Source organism: Microbispora sp. H10885, assembly GCF_014161415.1.
GTDB lineage: Bacteria > Actinomycetota > Actinomycetes > Streptosporangiales > Streptosporangiaceae > Microbispora > Microbispora triticiradicis.
The window spans coordinates 113,604-133,285 of record NZ_JABBWY010000014.1 but is presented as its reverse complement, the minus strand read 5'-3'; the positions used below and the strand labels follow the sequence as shown (position 1 = coordinate 133,285).

Genomic DNA, 19,682 nt, shown 5'->3' with positions numbered 1-19,682 from the left:
GTGCTGTTCACATTTTTTGTACTGCCATACACGTTGCACACGACCGATCACGCGAGTAGATTGATGATCGCAGCAGGGACCTCCCGGAGGCAGCGTCGCGATGACGGGCAGAGGTCTCCGGGGAACCGGCATTCCAAAAAGCCGTGCCCCGGGCGGCATGCAGAGCAGAGGCGGACCCGGGGCGTACGCGACCACTTTACCCCACGGCTCCGCCCCTTACCAGCCGATGCTCAAGGGGTACGTCATGGAATTCAAGCTGCCCGACTGGGTCGCGCGAGTGTTATCGGTTCCACGCTTCGGCGCGTACCTCGACGCCACGAACAGAGACGTCGAGGGAGCCTGGGAGCTGTACCGCTGGAACGTGGAGGTCTCTGAGGCCTTCTATGGTCCTCTGCACTGTATTGAGATCGCCCTGCGGAACACCGAACATCGTCTCCTGAGGACCAGGTATGGCCGACCGGACTGGTGGAACGTGGCCCCCCTGACGAAGCATGACGCCAGCAGGGTCGACAAGGCTTATGCCGATCTCGACCGTAAGGGCGTCCCCAGCCCGACACCTGACGATGTGGTGGCGGAGTTGGGCTTCGGCTTCTGGGTGTCGCTGCTGAACCGCACCTACGACCGGCACTTGTGGGTGCCTGCGCTCCACAGGGCCTTTCCGCACTATCACGGGCGCAGGAAGTCGCTGCACGACGCCCTGCTGTCCATGGTGTTGTTCCGCAACAGGATCATGCACCATGAACCGATTCATCACCGCGACCTCGCGGCCGACCACCGAAAGATCTATCGCCTGCTCAGCTACATGGAGCCTGCGGTCACGAGCTGGTTATGCGACTTCGACCGGGTGCCAGACGTGCTCAAGCGGCGGCCGGGAGGAGGTCGACGATGACGCCGACGCCGGAAGATCACATTTCCCGCTCTGACATCGCTCGCCTCGCCGGCGTGGGTCGTGCGGCCGTCAGCAACTGGGAACGCCGCCATCAGGACTTCCCTCGCCCAATACTGATCGAGGGAGATGAGTTCTTCGACACGCAGGCCATCATGACGTGGCTGGACGGCCGGGTCATCCCGAGGAATGCACTCAGGGAAGGGGAAGCCCCTGGCCTGACCTACGGCGCACGTTTCCGGGAGTGTCAGGAGCGCCCGCCGACGCCCTCTCACACGGTGAACACTCCGCCCCGGGAGGCGGAGGACCGCCTGTGGGTGGCATTCGACGGGCTGCGGAGCAATCTAGCCCCCGAGCGGTTCAACCTGCTCGTCCTCGCCCTGGTCTATGCCCGCGCTCGCGACGAGGAAGGTTGGGCCGCGGTAGAGCGCAGGCAGATGGACGCATCACGATGGGCGGTAAGGGCACTTCACACCTTGGCGGACCTCGGTGGACCACCGATGTGGCGAGAACTCCCTGCAGGCGAGCGGGGAGATCGTGTACTAGCAGAGATTGCAAGAGCGGTCGATCAGTGGGTGCAGAAGCTCGGGGCGGTCGACACCTTCCAGATGATCCTGGCCCGCCTTACCGAGGCGCAGGGAAACAAGGCCACCGAGTTCTTTACTCCCGCCTCAGTCACCCGCGCTCTTGTCGACCTCATGGCACCAGAGGCGCCCCTTGACGTCTACGACCCCGCATGTAGAGCTGGCGAGCTGCTGGCCGCCACCGCCTCCCGTGTCCGTGAAAGGAGCGGCGCGTCGTCTGCACATGTCGACGGTAACGCATTGGACCCCGAGTCCCTACCGTTGGCACGCATGAATTTGGACCTGCACGGAGTGGACGCACGGCTCGACAGCCGCCCGGTCGAGTCGCTATGTGCCCCGGGTCCTGCTCACCGTTTTCGTTATGTCATCTCAAACCCCCCCTTCAACGTACGCGACTGGTGTGTGGACAACCCGGATTCTGAGTTTTGGCGGTATGGGCCACCGCCTCGGCATAACGCGAACTTCGCCTGGTTGCAACGCGCAATCGACCTGTTGGCCCCTGAAGGCCGCGCGACCGTGGTGATGCCTAACGGTGCCGCCTTTTCTGAGAACCCACGCGAGCGTGCGATACGAGCCGGCCTTGTGGAGGACGGCTGCCTCGAAGGTTTGGTGTCATTGCCGCCCAACCTTTTCCACACCACAGCGATCGGCGTGACGATCTGGCTCCTCAGGCATCCCCTCCGACGACCCCAGGAAATCATCCTCATCGATGCAACGGGCATGGGACGGATGACGACCCGTACCCGTAGAGTCCTTGCCGATGAGGAGCATCAAATTCTCGCGCAGATCGTTGAAGGATGGCGACATGGCCGAGGGACTGAAGGCCACGACGCCCTGGCTAAGATCGTCCAACCCGAGGAGGTGCGCCTTCAGAACTACAACCTCAACCCCCGCCGATACCTGGTGCGACCAACAGGTGGTGCAACAGGCGGCAACCAAACGGTTACCGCCCTACGGCAGGAACTGGATCATCTTCACAGTGAGGCACTGGCAGCCGATGCTCGTGTGACCGAATTGCTGGGCAAGCTGAAATGGTGATGTCGCTCGTTGGAGAGCTTCCGTCTGGCTGGAGGCAAGCCCCGTTGAAGGAGGTCTGCGAACTGAGGGCCGGAGCGGGTGTCTCTGTCACCGCCAAAGGGACCGTGCCCTTGCTCAAGCCGCGCAACGTCGCCGATGGCTGGCTGACGGAAGAGCCGGATGGTATCAGCGAGGTAGCCGCCGCCAGCCTGTCGCGTTATCGACTGGCGGTGGGAGATGTTGTTTGCGTGCGGGTAGGCGGAATCGGCCGCCACGCCATGGTGAGCGGTGAGCAGGACGGGTGGATTTTCGGCAACGGGATCATCAGGCTACGCCCCGGCGACGCTGTCGACCCCTCCTATCTGAATCACTACATGAGCCACCCGGGTGTCCAAGACTGGATGGAGCGGAACGCTGCAGGCACTGCCATACCGAGCCTCAGTATGAACACCCTGGCTACCATGCCAGTCGCGCTGCCGCCACTTGAAACCCAGCGATCGATAGGCCAAGTGCTTGACGCCCTCAACGAGAAGATTCGGGTACACGAACGGATTCGGCGGACCACTGCGCAGCTTCGCGACGCTGTCCTCCCGTTGCTCATGCCCGGCGTAACCTCCGTGCCCGGACAGTAGAGTCGCCACCATAACGATCTCGTACAGGCAGAAGAAGCTCGTCATGCGCATGCGTCCACTAGATGGTGCACCGGACGAAGCCTTCTGAGCCCTGCTGGGCCTATGCGACCCGCGAGCGTTGTTCGACTGCTCCCGGCTGACCTTCGGACTCACGACGACCCGGCCATAGGTGATCTCGGCCGTATAGCCCGCGTCGTTGAGCTCCTGGCACAGGCGCTGGATGTCGTCCTGCTTCATGAACGCCATACGCCCGATGTTACTTAGCGTTATCAAGTAGCCACGGACAATCGGTAAGGTGAGTGGGGTGGTCCGCTTATGAGGATGGATGGGCCTGGTCGGCCGGGTCTCCGAGGGGGACGTCGCGCAGGTTGAGCAGCAGGAGGAGGGCGCAGCCTCCGACCAGCGCGATGTCCGCCACGTTGCCGACGAACAGGCCGCCGTAGTCGATGAAGTCCACGACATGGCCCTGGGCGAAGGCGGGCGGACGGAAGAGGCGGTCGAGCAGATGGGAGGTGGCGCCTCCCAGCAACGCGCCCAGCACCAGGGTCCAGGCCGGTGAACGCAGCCGCCGCCCGACGTAGAGGATGCCGCCGACCGCGCCGGCCGCGGCCAGGGTGAACACCCAGGTCGCCCCCTCGCCGATCGAGAACGCGGCGCCGGGGTTCAGCAGCAGCCGGAAGCGCAGCAGCCGCGGGATCACCGTGATGGCCGCACCGTCGGAGAGCGCGGAGGTCGCCCAGAGCTTGGAGGCCTGGTCCACGAGGAGGACCACCGCGGCCAGCACGAGCATCCGCCCGTACGGCCGCGTTCGTGGTCCCGTCCCCGGCGAACCTCGTCCGTCCGGCACCTCTTCCCCGCTGTCCACGACGTCCTCGGTGCCGGTCAAGACGTGAAGACGTGGTCGACGACGCGGGCGGCGGCCTTGCCGTTGTCGTGGGGGGCGTAGGTGCGGACGAAGGCGGCGTAGCGGTCGTGCAGCTTCGCGGTGACCGTGTCGATGTGGCGGAGCGTCTCCACCACCTCGGCGGAGGTCTCCAGGCGCGGCCCCGGCCGCTGCGACTCCAGGTCGAGGTACAGCCCGCGGGACGAGCGATACTTGGCCAGGTCCGGCGTGAACAGCACGACCGGCCGCCCGGTCGCCACGAAGTCGAACACCACCGACGAGTAGTCGGTCACCAGCACATCGGCGATCAACATCAGGTCGGCGGTGTCGGGGTAGGTCGTGACGTCGATCGCGAACCCGCCGTGCGCGTGCACGTGCGGGAAGGCCTGCATCATGTGTCCGCGCACCAGCACGACGTGGTCGTCGCCCAGGGCCTGCCTCGCGTCGGCCAGGTCGAGCTTGACCGCCGCGTTCCTGCGGTCCCAGTCCCGGAAGGTCGGCGCGTACAGGACGACCCGCTTGCCCTCGGGGACGCCGATGCGGCGCCGGATCTCGGCCGCGATGACGTCGCGGTCACCGGCGAGCAGCACGTCGTTGCGCGGGTAGCCCGACTCAAGAATCTCGCCCTCGTAGCCGAACGCCTTGCGGAGCACCGACGACGCCCAGGGGCTCTGCGACAGCAGCAGGTCCCATCCGCGCACCTCGACGGCCTGGCGGTGCCAGACCGGGGGCCGGGGCTCCCGCTTCATGTGGGCCTGGTCGCGGCCGATGTGCTTGATCGGCGTACCGTGCCAGGTCTGCACGCACACCTGCTCGTCACGGGCGCGGAACCACTGCGGCAGGAAGCCGTTGGAGACGACGTACCGCGCCCGGGCCAGCGCCTCGTAGTGCTCGCGGCTGCCCTCGCGCACGACGGTGGGCGTCACGCCGTCGCCGAGCCCCAGCTCGCGCGAGCCCGGCGGGACGAACGCGCCGTCCCGGACGACCCAGATGTGCTCGCTCTCGTCGCCGCGGCGCAGCCGCTCCTCGTAGATGGCCCGCGGGTTGTCGGAGTAGGCGCGGCCGTCGAAGGAGACGTAGACCGTGGCGTCACGCACCGGCCGGGCCCGCTCGGCGGGGTAGAACGTGCGGCTGAGCGCCCAGACGCCCGCCGCGCTCCGCTCGTCGCCCGGCCGGTCCTCGGCCGTGACCAGCACCGGCACGTCGAACCGGGTGGCGACGAACCGGTAGACCCGGCCGCCGATCGTCCGGGGCCCCTCGTCCAGCCCGTCGAGCGCCGCGTGGTCGAACCGGGTGGGCACCATGGCGGGGCCGTACTTGCCGGGCGGGGCCACCGAGATGTTCCAGGTGCCCTCGGCCAGCGGCACGGCCGTGCCGAAGCGCGGCATCGCGCCGGGCGACAGCCGTACGGTGAACCGCTCGCCGTCGCGCTCCAGCGGGACGCGGATGGTGAGCCCGCCCCGGTGCCGCAGCACGAGGTCGCGCGGGCCGTCGTCCGGGTCGGGGTAGCGCCCGCTCAGCGTGATCGACTCGTCCTGCCACACGGCGGAGGTGATCACGGGCAGGATCTTGTGGCCGGAGATGACGACCCGGTCGCGCCGGTCGCCCTGCACGGTGATCTCGCGGTCGCCCACGAGCAGCCGCGTCTCCTCCGCGCCCTCCAGCATCACCGCCGCCGCCGGGTCGCCCTTCGGCTCGACCCACAGCCGCCGGGACTCGGCGCTGAGCAGGGTGTTGACCGCGAGCGAGAGCGAGAAGCGGCTGCCGCCCTCGGCCGGGGTGAAGTCGGCCGACATCCGGTGCCCGCCGACGCGGGCCTTGCCCCTGGCGACCGGCCGGCCCGGCAGGAAGCCGGTGAGCTCGACGCTGTCGCCGTTCAGCCGGACGCCGGTGAGCTCCGCGCGGGTGGGCTGGTAGACCACCTGCAGCGCCTTGTCGGAGGTCCACACCGGGCGCACCCACCAGCGCGGGCGCACCCGTAGGCCGGCCGGCCGCTCGGTGCGGCCGATCACGGGGCCGCGCAGCACGCCCCTGGACCGGGCGGCGCGGCTCCAGATGACGATCTCGGCCCGCCAGGTGGTGGTGTCCTGGACGGTGTGGCGGCGGCGCAGCAGCCGCTTGGCGCCGCGCACCAGGGCCCGCACCCCCGCCCGCCAGCGCAGCGAGAACGGGTGCAGTTCGGCGGTGAAGCCCGCCCAGTCGTAGTTGCACCCGGGCTCGCGGGCGGCGTGGGTGGCCTCCGGGCGGTAGATCCGCCGGGTCCGCAGCGTGACCCGGGGCAGCCAGCGGGGGCCGCGCAGCACGACCGTGGCGTGGTTGAAGCGCCGGCCGCGGACCGACAGGCCCGCGATGTAGGCGTGCCCGGTGATCCGCAGCCGGTTGCCCGCCCAGGTGATGTCGTCGATCTGCGTCACCGGCACGAGGTCGGCCGCCCGCAGGCGCAGCAGCGAGGGGTCGCCGACCTCCACCGGCAGGTCGGCGTACCACCGCAGGCCCCGGCGGACCCGGCGGGACGGCTCGGCCGCGGCGGCGGCCAGCTTGACCAGCGCGTCGCCCTCGGCGAGCGCGCCCGGATCCTGGGTCTCGATGAGGTGGCAGGCGACCCGGCGCCCGACCGGCAGCTCCCGCTTGACCTTCGGATCGACCTGCGCCAGGTACGGCCGGAGCACGTCGACGGCCTGGCGGCGGCGGGCCGCCCCGCGCTTGGCCGCGGCGTCGAGGCGCAGGCCCAGGGGGCCGACGATCGCCTCACGGTCGAGCTCTCTGCGCTGCGCGGGGCTCAGGCCCTCCGCGCGCACGAGCGCGACCAACGCGTCGATGGGCTCGCCCCGGTCGTAAAGCTCCTGGACAGCCCGCAATCGTTCAGCGACGGCGTCGCTCGTGGGTGCGGGTGTCATAAGGGAGGCACCGCCCTTCGCCAGACCTGTGTTCAGAAAATGGTAATGCTGTCAGGACACTGCCAGACCTGACTCCGCGCAGCCTGTGAATTTCGTGTGATCCGGCGCGTGACGCGCCGACGGCGAAGGGTGACCCGTCAGGGGCCGGGCCGGATCCGGGGCGTCACTCGCGGCCGTCCCAGCGGGCCGTGCGCATGTCGGCCCGCGCGCCCCGGGTCGGGGTGCCCTCGGCCCGCCATCTCGCCAGGCATTCGGCCTCCAGGCCGGCCGCCGGCGTCCCGTCGGCGCGGATGACCCGCCACCACGGCACGGCGCCGCCCCACAGGGACATCACCCGGCCGACCTGCCGGGGACCGCCCTCGCCGAGATACTCGGCGACGTCTCCGTACGACATGACCTTGCCGGGCGGGATCCGCTCCACCACGTCGAGCACCCGCTCCGCGTACGGCGGGGGCTCGCGGCCGGCCTCAGACACCCCAGTCGGTGGGCCCGGCCGCGATGATCTCTTCGAGCTTGCCGAACTCGTAGGTCGCCGCCCCGTTGATCTGCTCGACGACGCCGTTCCTGATGCCGTACGCCTCGCCGTCCTCGCCCACGAGCCGGGCTCCCATGAGATCGGTGAGCCGGGCGAGCTGGGCGACCTGCCAGTCCGACCCCGGCTGGCCCACGAGCCGCCCGGACCAGGTCGCGATCCGGTGCTCGGAGTCGCCGTGGCGCGCCAGGACCTCGCCCGCCTCGTGCGACCCCCGCAGCTCGAATCCGGCCTGCGCCGTGACGTTCGCGAGTTCTGCGTAGGCGAGCGGTGCATCACGCTCTACGCGCAGCTCGTACCCCATGAGCCGCGACCTTAGCGAAAATTGACCCGGCTTTGTGACCGGAAACGCGAACAACGGGAAGACCGCGCCCGAAATGCGGCCGAACGGCGGCCAACATGTGATCACCGGCGGCTGAGCGCGAGGGCGGCCGCGCAGAAACCGCCGATCCCGAGAACGACGGCGATGCCGTAGACCCAGAGCCTAACGGGATCCGGCCCTGGGCGCGCGGGCGCCCGTGAGACCGGGCCCTTGCCGAAGTGCGCGTCGTCCTGCACCGCCGACGCGTGGCCGTATCCGACCAGTTCCCCGGCTTTCGCGAGGGCCGCCGCCGCGTCCACAACCCCGAATCCGACTTTGTCGTCATAACCGGCGGGTGGATGGGGACGCGACGTCGCGGTCAGTGCCCGTGATACCAATTCCGGCGGCAAATCCGGATATTTCGCCTTAATTAGCGCGATGGTGCCGGCGACAATCGCGCTGGCCACTCCCGTTCCCGACGCCGTGCCCCTGCGTCCGCCGGGAAGCGCGACCGGCACCCGCTCTCCGGGCGCGGCGACCAGGACCGAGAGGTTGTCGCTGCTGCCGGAGGTCTTGCCGCCCCGCCGGTCGACGGCGCCCACGCCCACCACTCCGGGATATCCCGCCGGGAACGCCCAGAAGGAGGTGCCGTTCTGGCGCGTGTACGCCGACTGGCCCGCGTCGCCCGCCGCGGCCACGAGCACGACGCCTCTGGCCAGCGCGAAGGAGATGGCGTCGCGCTCCACGCGGTCGACGCCGTACGCCGGGACGGGCAGGCAGATGACCTTGGCTCCCTGGGCGGTGGCGTACCGGATGCCGCGGGCGAGCGGGCTGTCCCGCGTCTCCTCCGGCCGTTCCTCGGGATCGACGTAGTCGCGCTCCGGCCGGTCGACCGTGACGGGAAGGGACAGCACCCGCGCCTCCGGCGCGACCCCGGAGAACCCGCCCCCGCTTCCGCTCCCCGCGATCACCGATGCCAGCCCGGTCGCGTCGTCGCCCGGCCGCTGCGTCTCGTCGCCGATCACGGTGCCCGTCATGTCCGGTCCGCGCTCGACCCGGCCGGCCAGTTCGGGCAGGCCGGTGTCGGGCTGGCCCTCGCCGAGGAGGGCCACGACCACCCCGGCGCCCTTGGTCACCTTCCAGGCTTCGGCGGCGTCGACGACGTCGAGCGCCCACCGCTCCTCCCCGCCGCCCGGCGCCGCGACCCGTGCGGCGGCGGGGATCTCGTCCGGCAGGGCCGCCGCGGAGACGGCCGGGCCGGTCCCGAGCAGGAGGGCCGCCAGCCCCGCGCGGAGCGAGACGGCCCTCAGCACGCGTTCCCCTGGGTGCAGCGGGGGACGTCCGGGGGCTCGCCGAGGGCACGCGCGATGCGCCCGGCCACGGTCTGGGCCAGGGGCCACATCTCGCTGTTCACCTGTTCCTCCAGGGGGACGGACGCGCGTGTCCTTCCGTCTGTGTACCCCACTGTGAGGAAGACGATGTACGGTCCCGCGCCGACCCAGCCGGTGCGCTGCCGCTGGGCCGCGCCGAACGAGTCGGTGACCGTGCCGGGGAAGGCCACCGGCCGCACCCCCACCCGGTCGTCCACGGGCAGGTCGGCCGCCGCGTCGGCGCGCGCCTCCTCGCTCGGCATGACGGCGACGCCCACGGTGACGGCGAAGGTGGCCGTCTGGTCGACGTACGTGGCGCGCAGCAGGGTCACGCAGCCGTGCTCGCTCAGCACCGGCGCCACCGTGGCGTCGACCACCGACCCGCACGCCGCCTCGGGCGCGATGCCGACCCTGCGCGCGTACTGCTGGGTCCGGCCGAGCCCGGTGTAGGGAAGTTCCTCGGGGAAGACCATCCCCGCGGGCCAGGCCTGCCATCGGCGGGCCACGTCCTGCGCGACGTAGCGGGCGCGCTCGGCGTCGGTGAGCGGCCTCGACCGGGTCTCGCGGAAGAGCCCGAACGCCCCGAGGAGCACGTTGACCGCGGCCACGGCGAGGACGACACCCATGATCGTGAGATAGGCCGACCGGAACCGCACCCCACGCGCCAGTTCCGCCCGCTCCCTGGCCGCCAGCGCCGCGGCGGCGCGTCCCCGCGACGCCGTCCAGGGCCGCGCCCGCGCCCGGCGCGGCAGCCGGGCCGTCTGCGGGATCCGCGCCCTCTTGGGGCTGTGGGACTGCTCGGGCGGCATACTCCGATGCTACGTCGGCAGGCTCGACGGCCAAGGAGCCGGAGGCAGTGCGTCGTCCTCTCGTTCCCGCCGGCTCGCCCGCCGGGCGAGCACGAGCAGGACGGCGAGTCCCGCGCCGGAGCCCGCGAACGCGGCGAGCGCGATGCCGCCGTAGAGCAGGATCGCGCCGGTGTCGCGCCGTACGACCACGATGGGCTCCTGGCCGCGCGCCGCCGTACGGAGGGGGCGCGCGGGGTTCAGCACGCCGGCGCCGGAGGCGACGGCGCGGTGCCGCGCGAGGGTGGCCGCGACGCTCAGCGCGCGGTACGCGTTGACCACCCCGAAGCCGGTGCCCGTGTTGTAGGGCCCCTTGCGGGCGGGCGACGAGGTGAGCGCCTGCGCGACGAGCGCGGGCGACATCCGCGGATGGCGCGACTTGATGAGCGCGGCGATCCCGGAGACGAGCGCGGTGGCCTGCGAGGTGCCCCGGCCGACCCAGTACTCGTCGCCCGGGCCCGCCCCGAGGACGTCCACGCCGGGGGCGGCCACCATGACCGAGGAGTTGCGGTTGGAGAACGAGGCCCGCCGCAGCGTGGAGGTGACCGCGGCCACCGAGATCACGCCGGGGATCGCCGCGGGGTAGGAGTACGGCGCGGTCTGCTTGCCCGCGCCGTCGTTGCCCGCCGCGGCGACCAGGACCACGCCCTTGGAGATCGCGTACCGGATGGCCGCGCGCTCGTCCTCCGTCGGCATGTCCTTCGACAGCGACAGGTTGACGACCTCGGCGCCGTGGTCCACGGCGTACCTGATGCCCTTGGCGACCACGCCCTCGTAACGCGCGTCGGAGTTGAACGTGCGGAACCCGGGCTCCTCGTCCTCCAGGATCACCCGCACGGACAGCACCCTGGCCTCCGGCGCGACGCCGATGATTCCGTCGGCCCCGCCGGGTCCGTGTCCGTGCCCGGCGATGAGCGAGGCCATGTACGTGCCGTGCAGCCGCACCGGCTGCACCCCGCGGGGGTTGGCGCCGGCGGTGAAGTCCCTGCCGGTGACGACCGAACCGGCGAGGTCGCGGTGGTCGGGGTCCACCCCCGAGTCCAGGACCGCCACCGTGACGCCCGCGCCCTTCGTCAGTTGCCACGCGTCGTCGACGTCGAGGGTCCGCAGCACGTCCTGCTGGCTGAGCCGTACGTCGTCGGCCCGGGCCGCGTGGAGGAACGCCCCGCCGGGCAGGGTGAGCGTCCCGGCCGTGAGCGCGGCCAGGAGGCACCTCCGGATCTTCGTCCGTGCGCGGCGGGTCAGCACTGCCACTCCCGGGCCCGGCAGTCCGGGGACACCGGTGCGGTCAGGATCGCGGCGACGTCCCCGGCCAGGTCGCCGGCGAACGAGAAGATCGTCGCCCGCTGCTGCCCGACCCCGCGGGCCGGCCGCCCGTCGACCTGGCCCGCCGTGGTCAGCACGAGGTAGGGCCCGGCCTGCCGTACGGTCGCGGCCTGCCGTCCGCCCGCGGTGAAGCGGTCGGTCACGGTGCCGGGGAACGGGAGGGCGCGCAGGCCCGGGACGGGCGCCCCCTCGCGGGGGAAGGCGGCGAGCGCGGTGCGCGCCCGGGCCGCGTCGGGGAAGGCCGCCACGCCGATCGTGACCACGACGCCCTGCAGGCCGTCGAGGTAGGTGGCCCGCAGGACCGCCCGGCACCCGGCCGCGCGCAGCGCCCTGACGGCGGCGGTGTCGACGGCCGACCGGCAGTCGGTGCGCGTGGAGACGCCCACCCGGCGCGCCAGCTCGCGGCCGCCCTGCTCGCTGTTGTACGCCAGGCTCGCGGGGAAGACGCGCCCCACCGGCCAGCGTTCCCAGCGCAGCGCCGTCTCGGCCGCCTGCGCCTCGCGCAACTCGGCCCGGCTGGGCCCCCGGGTGAGCTCGGCGACCGCCGCGCTCGCCGCGATGCCGCCGACGATCGCGCAGATCAAGGTGATCGCGGAGGCCACGGCGACGGCCGGCCAGGTGCGGGTCTCGCCCACTGCGCCTCCGTTCGCGTCTCGGCCTCCTCTCCTACGTGACCTTAACGCGACCAACCGCCCGCCATACCCCCAAATGCGACGGAAAGTACTTGACGCCATGGAAAGTGAAAAGTACTTTCCATAGTGGAAAGTGGTTGTCGCGCGAACGGAGTCCCCATGAACGTCGAGGAAGCGGAGCGGAGCCTGGCGCTCATCCGGCGGACTCAGGCCAAGGCGGTCAGGTCGCAGCCCTGGTTCCCGGCCTGGTACGCCGCCGGGGTCGGGCTGTTCGTGACCGGCGTGCAGTTCGTCACGGAGCCCGGCACGCCCGTCGTGGTGATGATGGTCACGGGCCTCCTGCTGGCCGCCGGCATGGGCGCGCTGATCGCCCTGCTGGTGCGCACCCGCACCATGACGGCCCACCGCAGCCTGGTGCGGGCGAACGTCATGACGCTCTTCATGCTCTGGCTCGCGCTGGGCATCGGGCTCTGCCTCGCCGTCGCCTTCCGGCTCGACGCGGCGGAGGTGGCCTACGCGCGGACCTACGCCGGCCTGGTCATGACCGCGTTCCTGCTGGTCACCGGACCGTTCGTCGGCCGGTGGATGTCGGCGATGCTGGCGCGCCGGATCGAGAGCGGCTCGTGATGGAACTCGACCCCGTCATCCACGCGCCCACCCGGCTGCAGATCGTCTCGCTGCTCGCCGCGGCCGAGGAGGCGGAGTTCGCGTTCGTCCGCGACACCCTGGGCGTCAGCGACTCGGTCCTGTCCAAGCAGGGCAGCGCGCTGGAGAACGCGGGATACGTCCACGTACGCAAGGGGTACGTGGGCAAGCGGCCCAAGACCTGGTTCAAGCTCACGGACAGGGGTCGGGCGGCGTTCACGGCGTACGTCGCGAACCTGCAGCGCATCGTCTCGCCCAGCGGTCTCAACGTGGTGCAGGAGGAACGCGGGCAGCCCGCGGGCAGGCCCCTCTGAGCGCGCGGGCCGGAACGACGCGGCCGCCGCCTCCGGGGTGGAGGCGGCGGCCGTCGTGGTGGAGCCCCGTGGCGGCGATCAGTAGGTCGGCAGGCTGGGGTCGACCGTCTTGACCCAGCTCAGCACGCCGCCGCCCACGTGGACGGCGTCGGAGAAGCCGGCGTTCTTCAGCACCGCGAGGACCTCCGCCGAGCGGGCGCCCGACTTGCAGTGCAGCACGATCTTCCGGTCCTGCGGGAGCCCCTCCAGGGCCGAGCCGTTGAGGAACTCGCCCTTGGGGATCAGCACGGCGCCGGGGATGTTGACGATCTCGTACTCGTTCGGCTCGCGGACGTCGATGATCATGATGTCGTCGCCGCGGTCGCGCATCGCCTCGAGCTCGGCCGCGGTGATCGTGCTGCCCGCGGCGGCCTGCTGGGCCTCGTCGGAGATCGTGCCGCAGAACGCCTCGTAGTCGATCAGCTCGGTGATCGAGGGGTTCTTGCCGCACAGCGGGCACTCGGGGTCCTTGCGGACCTTGACGTCCCGGTACTTCATCTCCAGCGCGTCGTAGATCATCAGGCGGCCGACGAGGGGCTCGCCGACGCCAGTGAGGACCTTGATGGCCTCGTTCACCTGGATGGAGCCGATCGACGCGCACAGCACGCCGAGCACGCCGCCCTCGGCGCAGCTCGGCACCATGCCCGGCGGCGGGGGCTCGGGGTAGAGGCAGCGGTAGCAAGGCCCGTGCTCGGCCCAGAAGACGCTCGCCTGGCCGTCGAAGCGGTAGATGGACCCCCACACGTACGGCTTGCCCAGCAGCACGGCCGCGTCGTTGACCATGTAGCGGGTGGCGAAGTTGTCCGTGCCGTCCACGATCAGGTCGTAGCCGGAGAAGATGTCCATCACGTTGTCGGTCGTCAGAGCGACGTTGTGGATGATGACGTTGACCAGCGGGTTGACCTCGCGCACGCTCGCGGCGGCCGACTCGGCCTTCAGCCGGCCCACGTCCGACTGGCCGTGGATCACCTGCCGCTGGAGGTTCGACTCGTCGACGACGTCGAAGTCGACGATGCCGAGGGTGCCCACCCCGGCCGCGGCCAGGTACAGCAGGGCGGGAGAGCCCAGGCCGCCCGCGCCCACACACAGCACCTTGGCGTTCTTGAGCCGCTTCTGACCCGCCATGCCCACATCGGGGATGATCAGGTGGCGCGAGTAGCGGCGCACCTCGTCGACCGTCAGCTCTGCTGCCGGCTCTACCAGCGGTGGCAACGACACAGTTCCACTCCTGCTTTGCGTGTCCGTCTTCGTGCCAATGGTCGCGCTCGGCTCCATGGGCCCATCACAAGCTCTTCTCACAACTTAACCGGGGTGGCCCCGCATTCCCCAATCACGCTGTTCGGCGCGGGGACATCCTCGTGTAGGCCAGCAGGCGGCGCGCCTCCCGCGCGACGAGCTCGGGATACTCCATCTGCGCCACGTGCCCGGCGTGCGGGAGTGTGACCAGGCGCACGTCACGGAAGGCCCGCCCGGACCGGTGCACCATGCGGGCGTGGATCAGGCGGTCGCGCAGGCCGTAGACGACGAGGGTGGGCGCGGTGACCCGCCCGGCCTGCCGCCAGAGGTTCTCCTCGCCGAACCTGAAGTACTCCCGCACGATCGCGCGGGTGCAGCCGACCATGGACAACACCGCGTGCGGAAGCGCGTCGCGGCGGCGCAGTTCCTCCACCGCCTCGCGCAGCCGGTCCGGATGCACGCGGCCCGTGTCGGCGTAGCACATGCTCACCGTCGCCAGCACGCGCCGCTCGGGCGGGAGCGCGCTCAGCCATCGGACGGCCAGCTCGCCGATGGACGGGGCGGCCGACAGGGCGATCCTGGCCGGGCCGTACCTCGGCCGCAGGTCGGGCAGCGCCGGCGAGACCAGCGTCAGCGACCGGACCAGGTCGGGCCGCGTGGCCGCGACCCGGACCGAGACCGCGCCGCCCATGGAGTGACCGAACAGGTGGACCGGGCCGTCCCCGAGCGCCTCGACGAGCCTGACCACCGCGGTGGCGTTGGCCGCGACGGAGTAGTCGCCGTCCAGCGGCTCCGGGGAGTGCCCGGCACCGGGCAGGTCGACCGCGACGCCCCGCACCTCACCGGCGAGCTCGCCCATCAGGTCCGTCCAGTTCGTCGCCGAACCCGCCAGTCCGTGTACGTAGACGGCGGTCTCCCGCGGCCCCTCCGGAGTCGCCCGGAGATGGAGGCGGCCGCCGCCCTCCACGTCGATGAACCGGCCGGGCCACACCGGAATCGGCTCGTCTCGCACGTGTCCTCCCCCGTTCACCTCGCGTTTCCGACCATAACCCCGCCCCTGCGACACCTCGGCGGGCGCTCCCCCTACCCAGGCGAGACGGGAGCGATCATCCGGTTCATCCCGATCGGCCGGTCGCGACATAAGCCCAATATCCACCCCATTCGGACATTTCGAAATGCGGATATGAATGACATTCCACGCCAAACCGAGCGCTAGCGGTTCAACGGAGCCAATAAAGCGATAAGCAGAAGGCAAAAGCCGCCGATCGCCGTTTGTCGCTCGGACACCGAGGAAATCAAGACAATGCAGGGATGATCCACCAAGGGTCATCAGTAAGGGCATTTTCCGAACGACTTGGAAAACGCCGGAGTGTCGGGGCAACAATCCTTCAAGGAGGACATGAAATGCCCAAGTTCAACAACCTGGTCGGGATCCTCGCGATCAGCGCCGCGCTCACCGGTGGTGCCGTCACGCTGGGCACCGCGGTCGCCGCCGGCAGCGCGAACGCGGCGACCGTCATGGGCGGCTACGTGGGCGGCGGTGGCTACCCGTACCCCTACGGCAACTTCAACGCGAACCGCAATTCGCAGCGGCAGAAGCACAAGGCGCTGAACGGCAACAAGAACAAGAACAAGAACAAGACGAAGCAGTGGCAGCACGAGCGGCAGAACCAGGGCCAGCACCAGTTCCTGCTGCGTGACTTCACGCTCGTCCTCACGCCGTTCCAGAAGACCGACACCGACGCGCGGGCGCTTCCGTACAACTGGCAGTACGGAAACACGCAGTCGTACCCGTACACCCGCACGAACAGCTTCAGCGACCAGTTCAACAACCCGCGTCAGGGCCAGGACGCCCAGGCCCAGCCGAAGACGAACACGGCCACCGAGATCAACCCGCGCATCAAGAAGAAGGACATCGACGCGGACATCGACGTGGACGTGGAGAAGGAGAAGAAGAAGGACTACGGCAGCGAGCCGGAGTTCGTGCGCTGACGCGATCGGCACGAGCGGCCTCGGCAGACGTCCCGGCCACGACGGGTGACGCGCCGGCCGACGGCCACCCGTACTCGTGACCGGCGGCCTCACCCGAGCCGGAACCCGCGAGCGGCGGGAGACACACGCGAGCGGCGGAGCGGCGGGCACACCCGCCCGGCGGGACGGGCGGCGACCGGATGACCGTGAGACACGGCACCGGCGCCACCCGCGTCCGCCGCTCCGTCCGCGGCCGTGCGAGCAGTCGAGAGCAGTCGAGAGAGCAGTCGAGAGAGCAGAGCACCGGAGGCGTGTTTCGAGGAGAGGGCCGCCGGTGCCAGTGAACGCATCGCGCCGCGTCACACACGACGGCGCCGAACCAACTACCACCCTCCCTGGTCCCCCACCGGACCGGGCCGGGGTCGCGATATTCAGAGGAGAAACACCCAAATGTCCGTGTTGAAGAACATCGCCGGGGCCCTCGCTCTCGGCACCGCGCTGAGCGGCGCGGCCATCGTGCTCGGTGGCGTCGCCGCCGGCACAGCCGGCGCGGCGACCGTCATGGGCGGCTACGTTCCCGCTCCGTCCGGTGGCGCCCGCTACGTCCCGCGGGCCTACAACTACAACTACAACACCAACCGGCAGCGCCAGGGGCACAAGGCGCTGAACCGCAACAAGAACAAGAACAAGAACAAGAACCACGAGTGGCAGCACGCCCGGCAGTCGGAGTACCAGGACCAGTTCCTGATGCGTGACTTCACGCTCGTGCTCACTCCGTTCCAGAAGTCGTCGAACGGCTCCGCCGCGGTGCCGTGGAACGCCCAGTGGTCGCAGAACTCCACCAACCCGTACACCAACACCACCGACTGGAACCAGATGCACAACCGGCCCTGGCAGGACCAGTCCTCGCAGGCCGACCCGCGCACGAACACGGCCACCGAGATCAACCCGAAGGCCAAGACCAAGAACGTCGACATCGACGTCGACGCCGACATCAAGAAGAAGGAAGAGGAGAAGAAGAAGGACTACGAGCGGCCGGGATACGACGCCATTCCCTGATCCGCGGCGTCCTTCGCGTGACCGGGACGACCGGTCGCGCTGAGCCTCGGGCCGCCGGCCCGGGTGCCGGATGTATGTGCCCGTGCTCACCTGAGCGTGAAGTCACACGCCCATCGTGAGCACGGGCACTCTTCGTCTCCCCCGACCGCTTTCCCCGCGCCCGCCCCGGGGGTTCGTCATCCGGGTCGCGGTCCCCCCGGCCGCCACCTCCGGGTCGCCGTCCAGCCGCCCCCGCCGCGGCCCGCCCCATGCCCTTTCGAACCCCTCTGGAACACCACCACCCGCCTCCGGTCGTCACTGAGCACCCCACGTTCAAATCGGACATTATGGGACAAGTCGCCCCTTTTATCTCCAATTCGTGCCATAGCCTGCTAATAGCTGACCAAAAGCCATAAGGGCGCGTTTGTCGGGTGATGTCGCCGGATATCAACGTATCGCAGGAACCCGGCCCACGGGGGCCAAGAGGTATTTCTCTCGAATCTCCACGGAGAAATACCGAAGGATGCGGGGAATTCCAATCCTTTCAAGGGGGACAGCAATGCCCAAGTTCACGAAGCTTTTCGCCGGACTCGCACTCGGCACCGCGATCGCCGGGGGCGCGATCGCCATGAGCGCCACGGCCGCGAGCGCCGGCTGTGGAGACGGCCTCATGGGTCTCGGCGGCGGCATGCCCTGCAACAACAACAACTTCGTTCCCTTCAACACCAACAACAATAACAACTGCGGGAACAACAACAACGACAACTTCGCGAACAACAACTGGTGCAACAACAACCAGAACAACAACTTCTGGAACAACCAGAGCTTCTGGAACCAGAGCGCGTTCTGCGACAACCTGGACAGCGACTCCAACTTCGCCATCGTCGGGCCCTGCGCGACGATCGCCTTCAGCGACAAGACCAACCGCGAGAGCAACTGGTTCAACAACGGCTGGTTCCAGAACAACTCCTGGTGGAACAACAACAACTGCAACAACTGGAACAACAACAACAACTTCGTCAACTGAGAAGGCGGGGCCGGCAGCGGCCTGCGAGACGACCGCGCCGCTCGGAATCCTGCCGGGTGAAGGGATGACTGATACGGCCGGCCACCCGGTCGTCCACCGCCTCGACAGGAGAACGGCGCCCTGAAGCGCAGCCACGTTCCCACAGCGCCGAAAGATCCGTAGCACTTCACGCTCAGGGAACGGCCGTTCGATTCAGCAGAAAGCAGAAACAAGGGCTCCGGCGAGACTCTCGCCGGAGCCCTGACTTTTTCCCCCGTACGGCGGGCTCAGGCACGGAGCCCGAAGGGACAGGCTCACCGGCGGGTTCCGGGCGGCACGGAGCCCTCCAGGTCGCCTTTCCCTGCCCCGGCAGGATTTCCAGCGGCCATGCGGCGGCGGTGCGTCAGCGGTACGCGGGCGAACGACGCCTGCCGGAACACCCGCGACGACGCACTCAGGCCGCCGCCTCCGTTTCCGCCGCGTGGCCAGGCCGGTGAACACCCTTCCAGAAATCGGTCAATCGCGACATTTCACTTTCAATACCTCTAAGTCAGTCCATAAGAGTCTAACTGGTGATCAAAAGGCTTAGATGGCCGTTTGTCTGCCCACCACGCTGGAAATCATCACAGCACAGGAAGTTAGGGCTCAATTAAGAGCCCGAAGGGCCTTTCTCTCAAAGAAACGCCCTTAACAAATTCAGGGATACTGAATCCTGTCAAGGGGGACACGCATGTCCAAGCTCCACAAGATCATCGCTGGCCTCGCGCTCGGCACCGCCACCGTCGGCGGCGCACTGGCCCTGGGCGCCGGTGCCGCCGGCGCCGTGACCAGGACCGGCGACGTCGACCGTCCCATCGTCCGGAACGGCCTCGCCAACGGCGTCGACGACAGCACGGGCGGCATCGCCCAGGGCAACAGGGGTGTCGGCGAGCGCGGTGATCAGGAGAACGTCTTCCCTGTCTTCTCCAGCCCGAACAACAACGTCGACAGGAACAACCAGAACCACAACCTCAACCAGAACAACGACAACTGCTGGTGGAACAACCAGCAGTTCTGGAACCAGGGGGCGTTCTCCGACAAGCGGGACGACTTCTCCGGCTTCGGTCTCGTCGCCAAGGACGTCGCGATCGGCTTCCAGGACAAGACGAACAAGGACAACACCTGGTTCAACAACGCCTGGTGGAACAACAACAACTGGTGGAACAACAACGACAACAACTGGTGGAACAACAACAACAACGACCACGTGAACTGAGAAGGCAGGTCCAGCGGCTCCTGCGAGACGATCGCGCCGTTCCGGGAAGACGACGGATCCCGAAGACCTCCCACGAGGTCTCCGGCTCCGGCTGAGGAACCGGCGCCGTTGAGTGCAGAGACACGCTCCCCGACCGGCCGGCCGCTCGCTCACCGAGCGGCGGCGGTCTGAACGGGAACGGCCGTCAATCCTCCTACAGGGACAACCAAGGGCTCCGGCGGGAAGGTTCCGCCGGAGCCCTGCTCTTTCCCCCGACCGTGGTCGTCGGCGCCA

At 69.3% G+C, this 19,682-nt stretch carries 19 protein-coding genes; 9 read left to right on the top strand and 10 right to left on the bottom strand.

The window, feature by feature from the left end; all coding sequences use genetic code 11:
- The first annotated feature begins 244 nt into the window (after positions 1-244).
- Genes HHX37_RS31730 through HHX37_RS31720 form a run of 3 tightly spaced genes read left to right on the top strand, consistent with a single transcriptional unit; the run spans position 245 to position 3,119 of the window.
- Positions 245-889, top strand: a complete 645-nt coding sequence (locus tag HHX37_RS31730; protein WP_182887776.1) for a hypothetical protein — start codon at positions 245-247, stop codon at positions 887-889.
- Positions 886-2,508 (top strand): N-6 DNA methylase, encoded by a 1,623-nt coding sequence (locus HHX37_RS31725; RefSeq protein WP_182887775.1) that lies wholly within the window; start codon positions 886-888, stop codon positions 2,506-2,508. Before HHX37_RS31730 ends, HHX37_RS31725 begins: the two co-directional genes overlap by 4 nt.
- Positions 2,502-3,119, top strand: a complete 618-nt coding sequence (locus HHX37_RS31720; protein ID WP_182887774.1) for a restriction endonuclease subunit S — start codon at positions 2,502-2,504, stop codon at positions 3,117-3,119. Before HHX37_RS31725 ends, HHX37_RS31720 begins: the two co-directional genes overlap by 7 nt.
- A 313-nt stretch (positions 3,120-3,432) precedes the next feature.
- On the opposite strand, the gene HHX37_RS31715 is transcribed toward HHX37_RS31720, so the two are convergent.
- The 8 genes from HHX37_RS31715 to HHX37_RS31680 all read right to left on the bottom strand — a co-directional run bounded on the left by HHX37_RS31715 (position 3,433) and on the right by HHX37_RS31680 (position 11,908).
- Positions 3,433-4,005 carry a signal peptidase II gene (locus HHX37_RS31715; protein ID WP_220503308.1) on the bottom strand — a complete coding sequence of 191 codons (573 nt, stop codon included), beginning with the start codon at positions 4,003-4,005 and terminating at the stop codon, positions 3,433-3,435.
- Complete coding sequence (locus tag HHX37_RS31710; protein WP_182887773.1) at positions 4,002-6,899, bottom strand: CDP-glycerol glycerophosphotransferase family protein; 2,898 nt, start codon at positions 6,897-6,899, stop codon at positions 4,002-4,004. Before HHX37_RS31710 ends, HHX37_RS31715 begins: the two co-directional genes overlap by 4 nt.
- A gap of 163 nt (positions 6,900-7,062) precedes the next feature.
- Positions 7,063-7,374 (bottom strand): MGMT family protein, encoded by a 312-nt coding sequence (locus HHX37_RS31705; protein WP_117409451.1) that lies wholly within the window; start codon positions 7,372-7,374, stop codon positions 7,063-7,065.
- On the bottom strand, positions 7,367-7,735 hold the full coding sequence (locus HHX37_RS31700) for a hypothetical protein (RefSeq protein WP_182887772.1): 369 nt from the start codon (positions 7,733-7,735) through the stop codon (positions 7,367-7,369). Before HHX37_RS31700 ends, HHX37_RS31705 begins: the two co-directional genes overlap by 8 nt.
- Positions 7,736-7,836: 101 nt before the next feature.
- The gene (locus HHX37_RS31695) at positions 7,837-9,045 is read right to left on the bottom strand and encodes a S8 family serine peptidase (RefSeq protein ID WP_182887771.1); all 1,209 of its coding nucleotides are present in this window, start codon (positions 9,043-9,045) and stop codon (positions 7,837-7,839) included.
- Positions 9,039-9,911 (bottom strand): hypothetical protein, encoded by an 873-nt coding sequence (locus HHX37_RS31690; RefSeq protein WP_259404077.1) that lies wholly within the window; start codon positions 9,909-9,911, stop codon positions 9,039-9,041. Before HHX37_RS31690 ends, HHX37_RS31695 begins: the two co-directional genes overlap by 7 nt.
- A gap of 9 nt (positions 9,912-9,920) precedes the next feature.
- A complete protein-coding gene (locus HHX37_RS31685; protein ID WP_310740623.1) occupies positions 9,921-11,195 on the bottom strand; it encodes a S8 family serine peptidase in 1,275 nt (424 codons plus the stop codon).
- Entirely contained in the window at positions 11,189-11,908 is a 720-nt protein-coding gene (locus HHX37_RS31680) for a hypothetical protein (protein WP_117409094.1), read from the bottom strand. The genes HHX37_RS31685 and HHX37_RS31680 overlap by 7 nt, the downstream gene beginning before the upstream one ends.
- Positions 11,909-12,064: 156 nt before the next feature.
- Here HHX37_RS31680 and HHX37_RS31675 point away from each other — a divergent pair, with 156 nt between their 5' ends.
- Together HHX37_RS31675 and HHX37_RS31670 are read left to right on the top strand one after the other, a co-directional pair.
- Entirely contained in the window at positions 12,065-12,532 is a 468-nt protein-coding gene (locus tag HHX37_RS31675) for a hypothetical protein (RefSeq protein ID WP_182875855.1), read from the top strand.
- Positions 12,532-12,864 carry a transcriptional regulator gene (locus HHX37_RS31670; protein WP_117409096.1) on the top strand — a complete coding sequence of 111 codons (333 nt, stop codon included), beginning with the start codon at positions 12,532-12,534 and terminating at the stop codon, positions 12,862-12,864. Before HHX37_RS31675 ends, HHX37_RS31670 begins: the two co-directional genes overlap by 1 nt.
- Before the next feature lie 78 nt (positions 12,865-12,942).
- Here the strand turns inward: HHX37_RS31670 and moeZ are convergent, their stop codons facing one another.
- Together moeZ and HHX37_RS31660 are read right to left on the bottom strand one after the other, a co-directional pair.
- On the bottom strand, positions 12,943-14,121 hold the full coding sequence (gene moeZ, locus HHX37_RS31665) for an adenylyltransferase/sulfurtransferase MoeZ (protein WP_117409097.1): 1,179 nt from the start codon (positions 14,119-14,121) through the stop codon (positions 12,943-12,945).
- A gap of 112 nt (positions 14,122-14,233) precedes the next feature.
- Positions 14,234-15,151, bottom strand: coding sequence for an alpha/beta fold hydrolase (locus HHX37_RS31660; protein WP_182887770.1), 918 nt, complete (start codon positions 15,149-15,151; stop codon positions 14,234-14,236).
- Positions 15,152-15,543: 392 nt separating this feature from the next.
- Between HHX37_RS31660 and HHX37_RS31655 the strand changes: the two genes are divergently transcribed.
- From HHX37_RS31655 to HHX37_RS31640, 4 genes are all read left to right on the top strand, one after another.
- Positions 15,544-16,131: a hypothetical protein gene (locus tag HHX37_RS31655; RefSeq protein WP_117409099.1), complete on the top strand. Its 588-nt coding sequence runs from the start codon at positions 15,544-15,546 to the stop codon at positions 16,129-16,131.
- Between the two features lie 429 nt (positions 16,132-16,560).
- The gene (locus HHX37_RS31650; RefSeq protein ID WP_182887769.1) at positions 16,561-17,169 is read left to right on the top strand and encodes a hypothetical protein; all 609 of its coding nucleotides are present in this window, start codon (positions 16,561-16,563) and stop codon (positions 17,167-17,169) included.
- Between the two features lie 538 nt (positions 17,170-17,707).
- Complete coding sequence (locus tag HHX37_RS31645) at positions 17,708-18,175, top strand: hypothetical protein (RefSeq protein ID WP_182887768.1); 468 nt, start codon at positions 17,708-17,710, stop codon at positions 18,173-18,175.
- A 709-nt stretch (positions 18,176-18,884) separates the two neighbouring features.
- Positions 18,885-19,409 (top strand): hypothetical protein, encoded by a 525-nt coding sequence (locus HHX37_RS31640; protein ID WP_182887767.1) that lies wholly within the window; start codon positions 18,885-18,887, stop codon positions 19,407-19,409.
- Positions 19,410-19,682 lie beyond the last annotated feature (273 nt).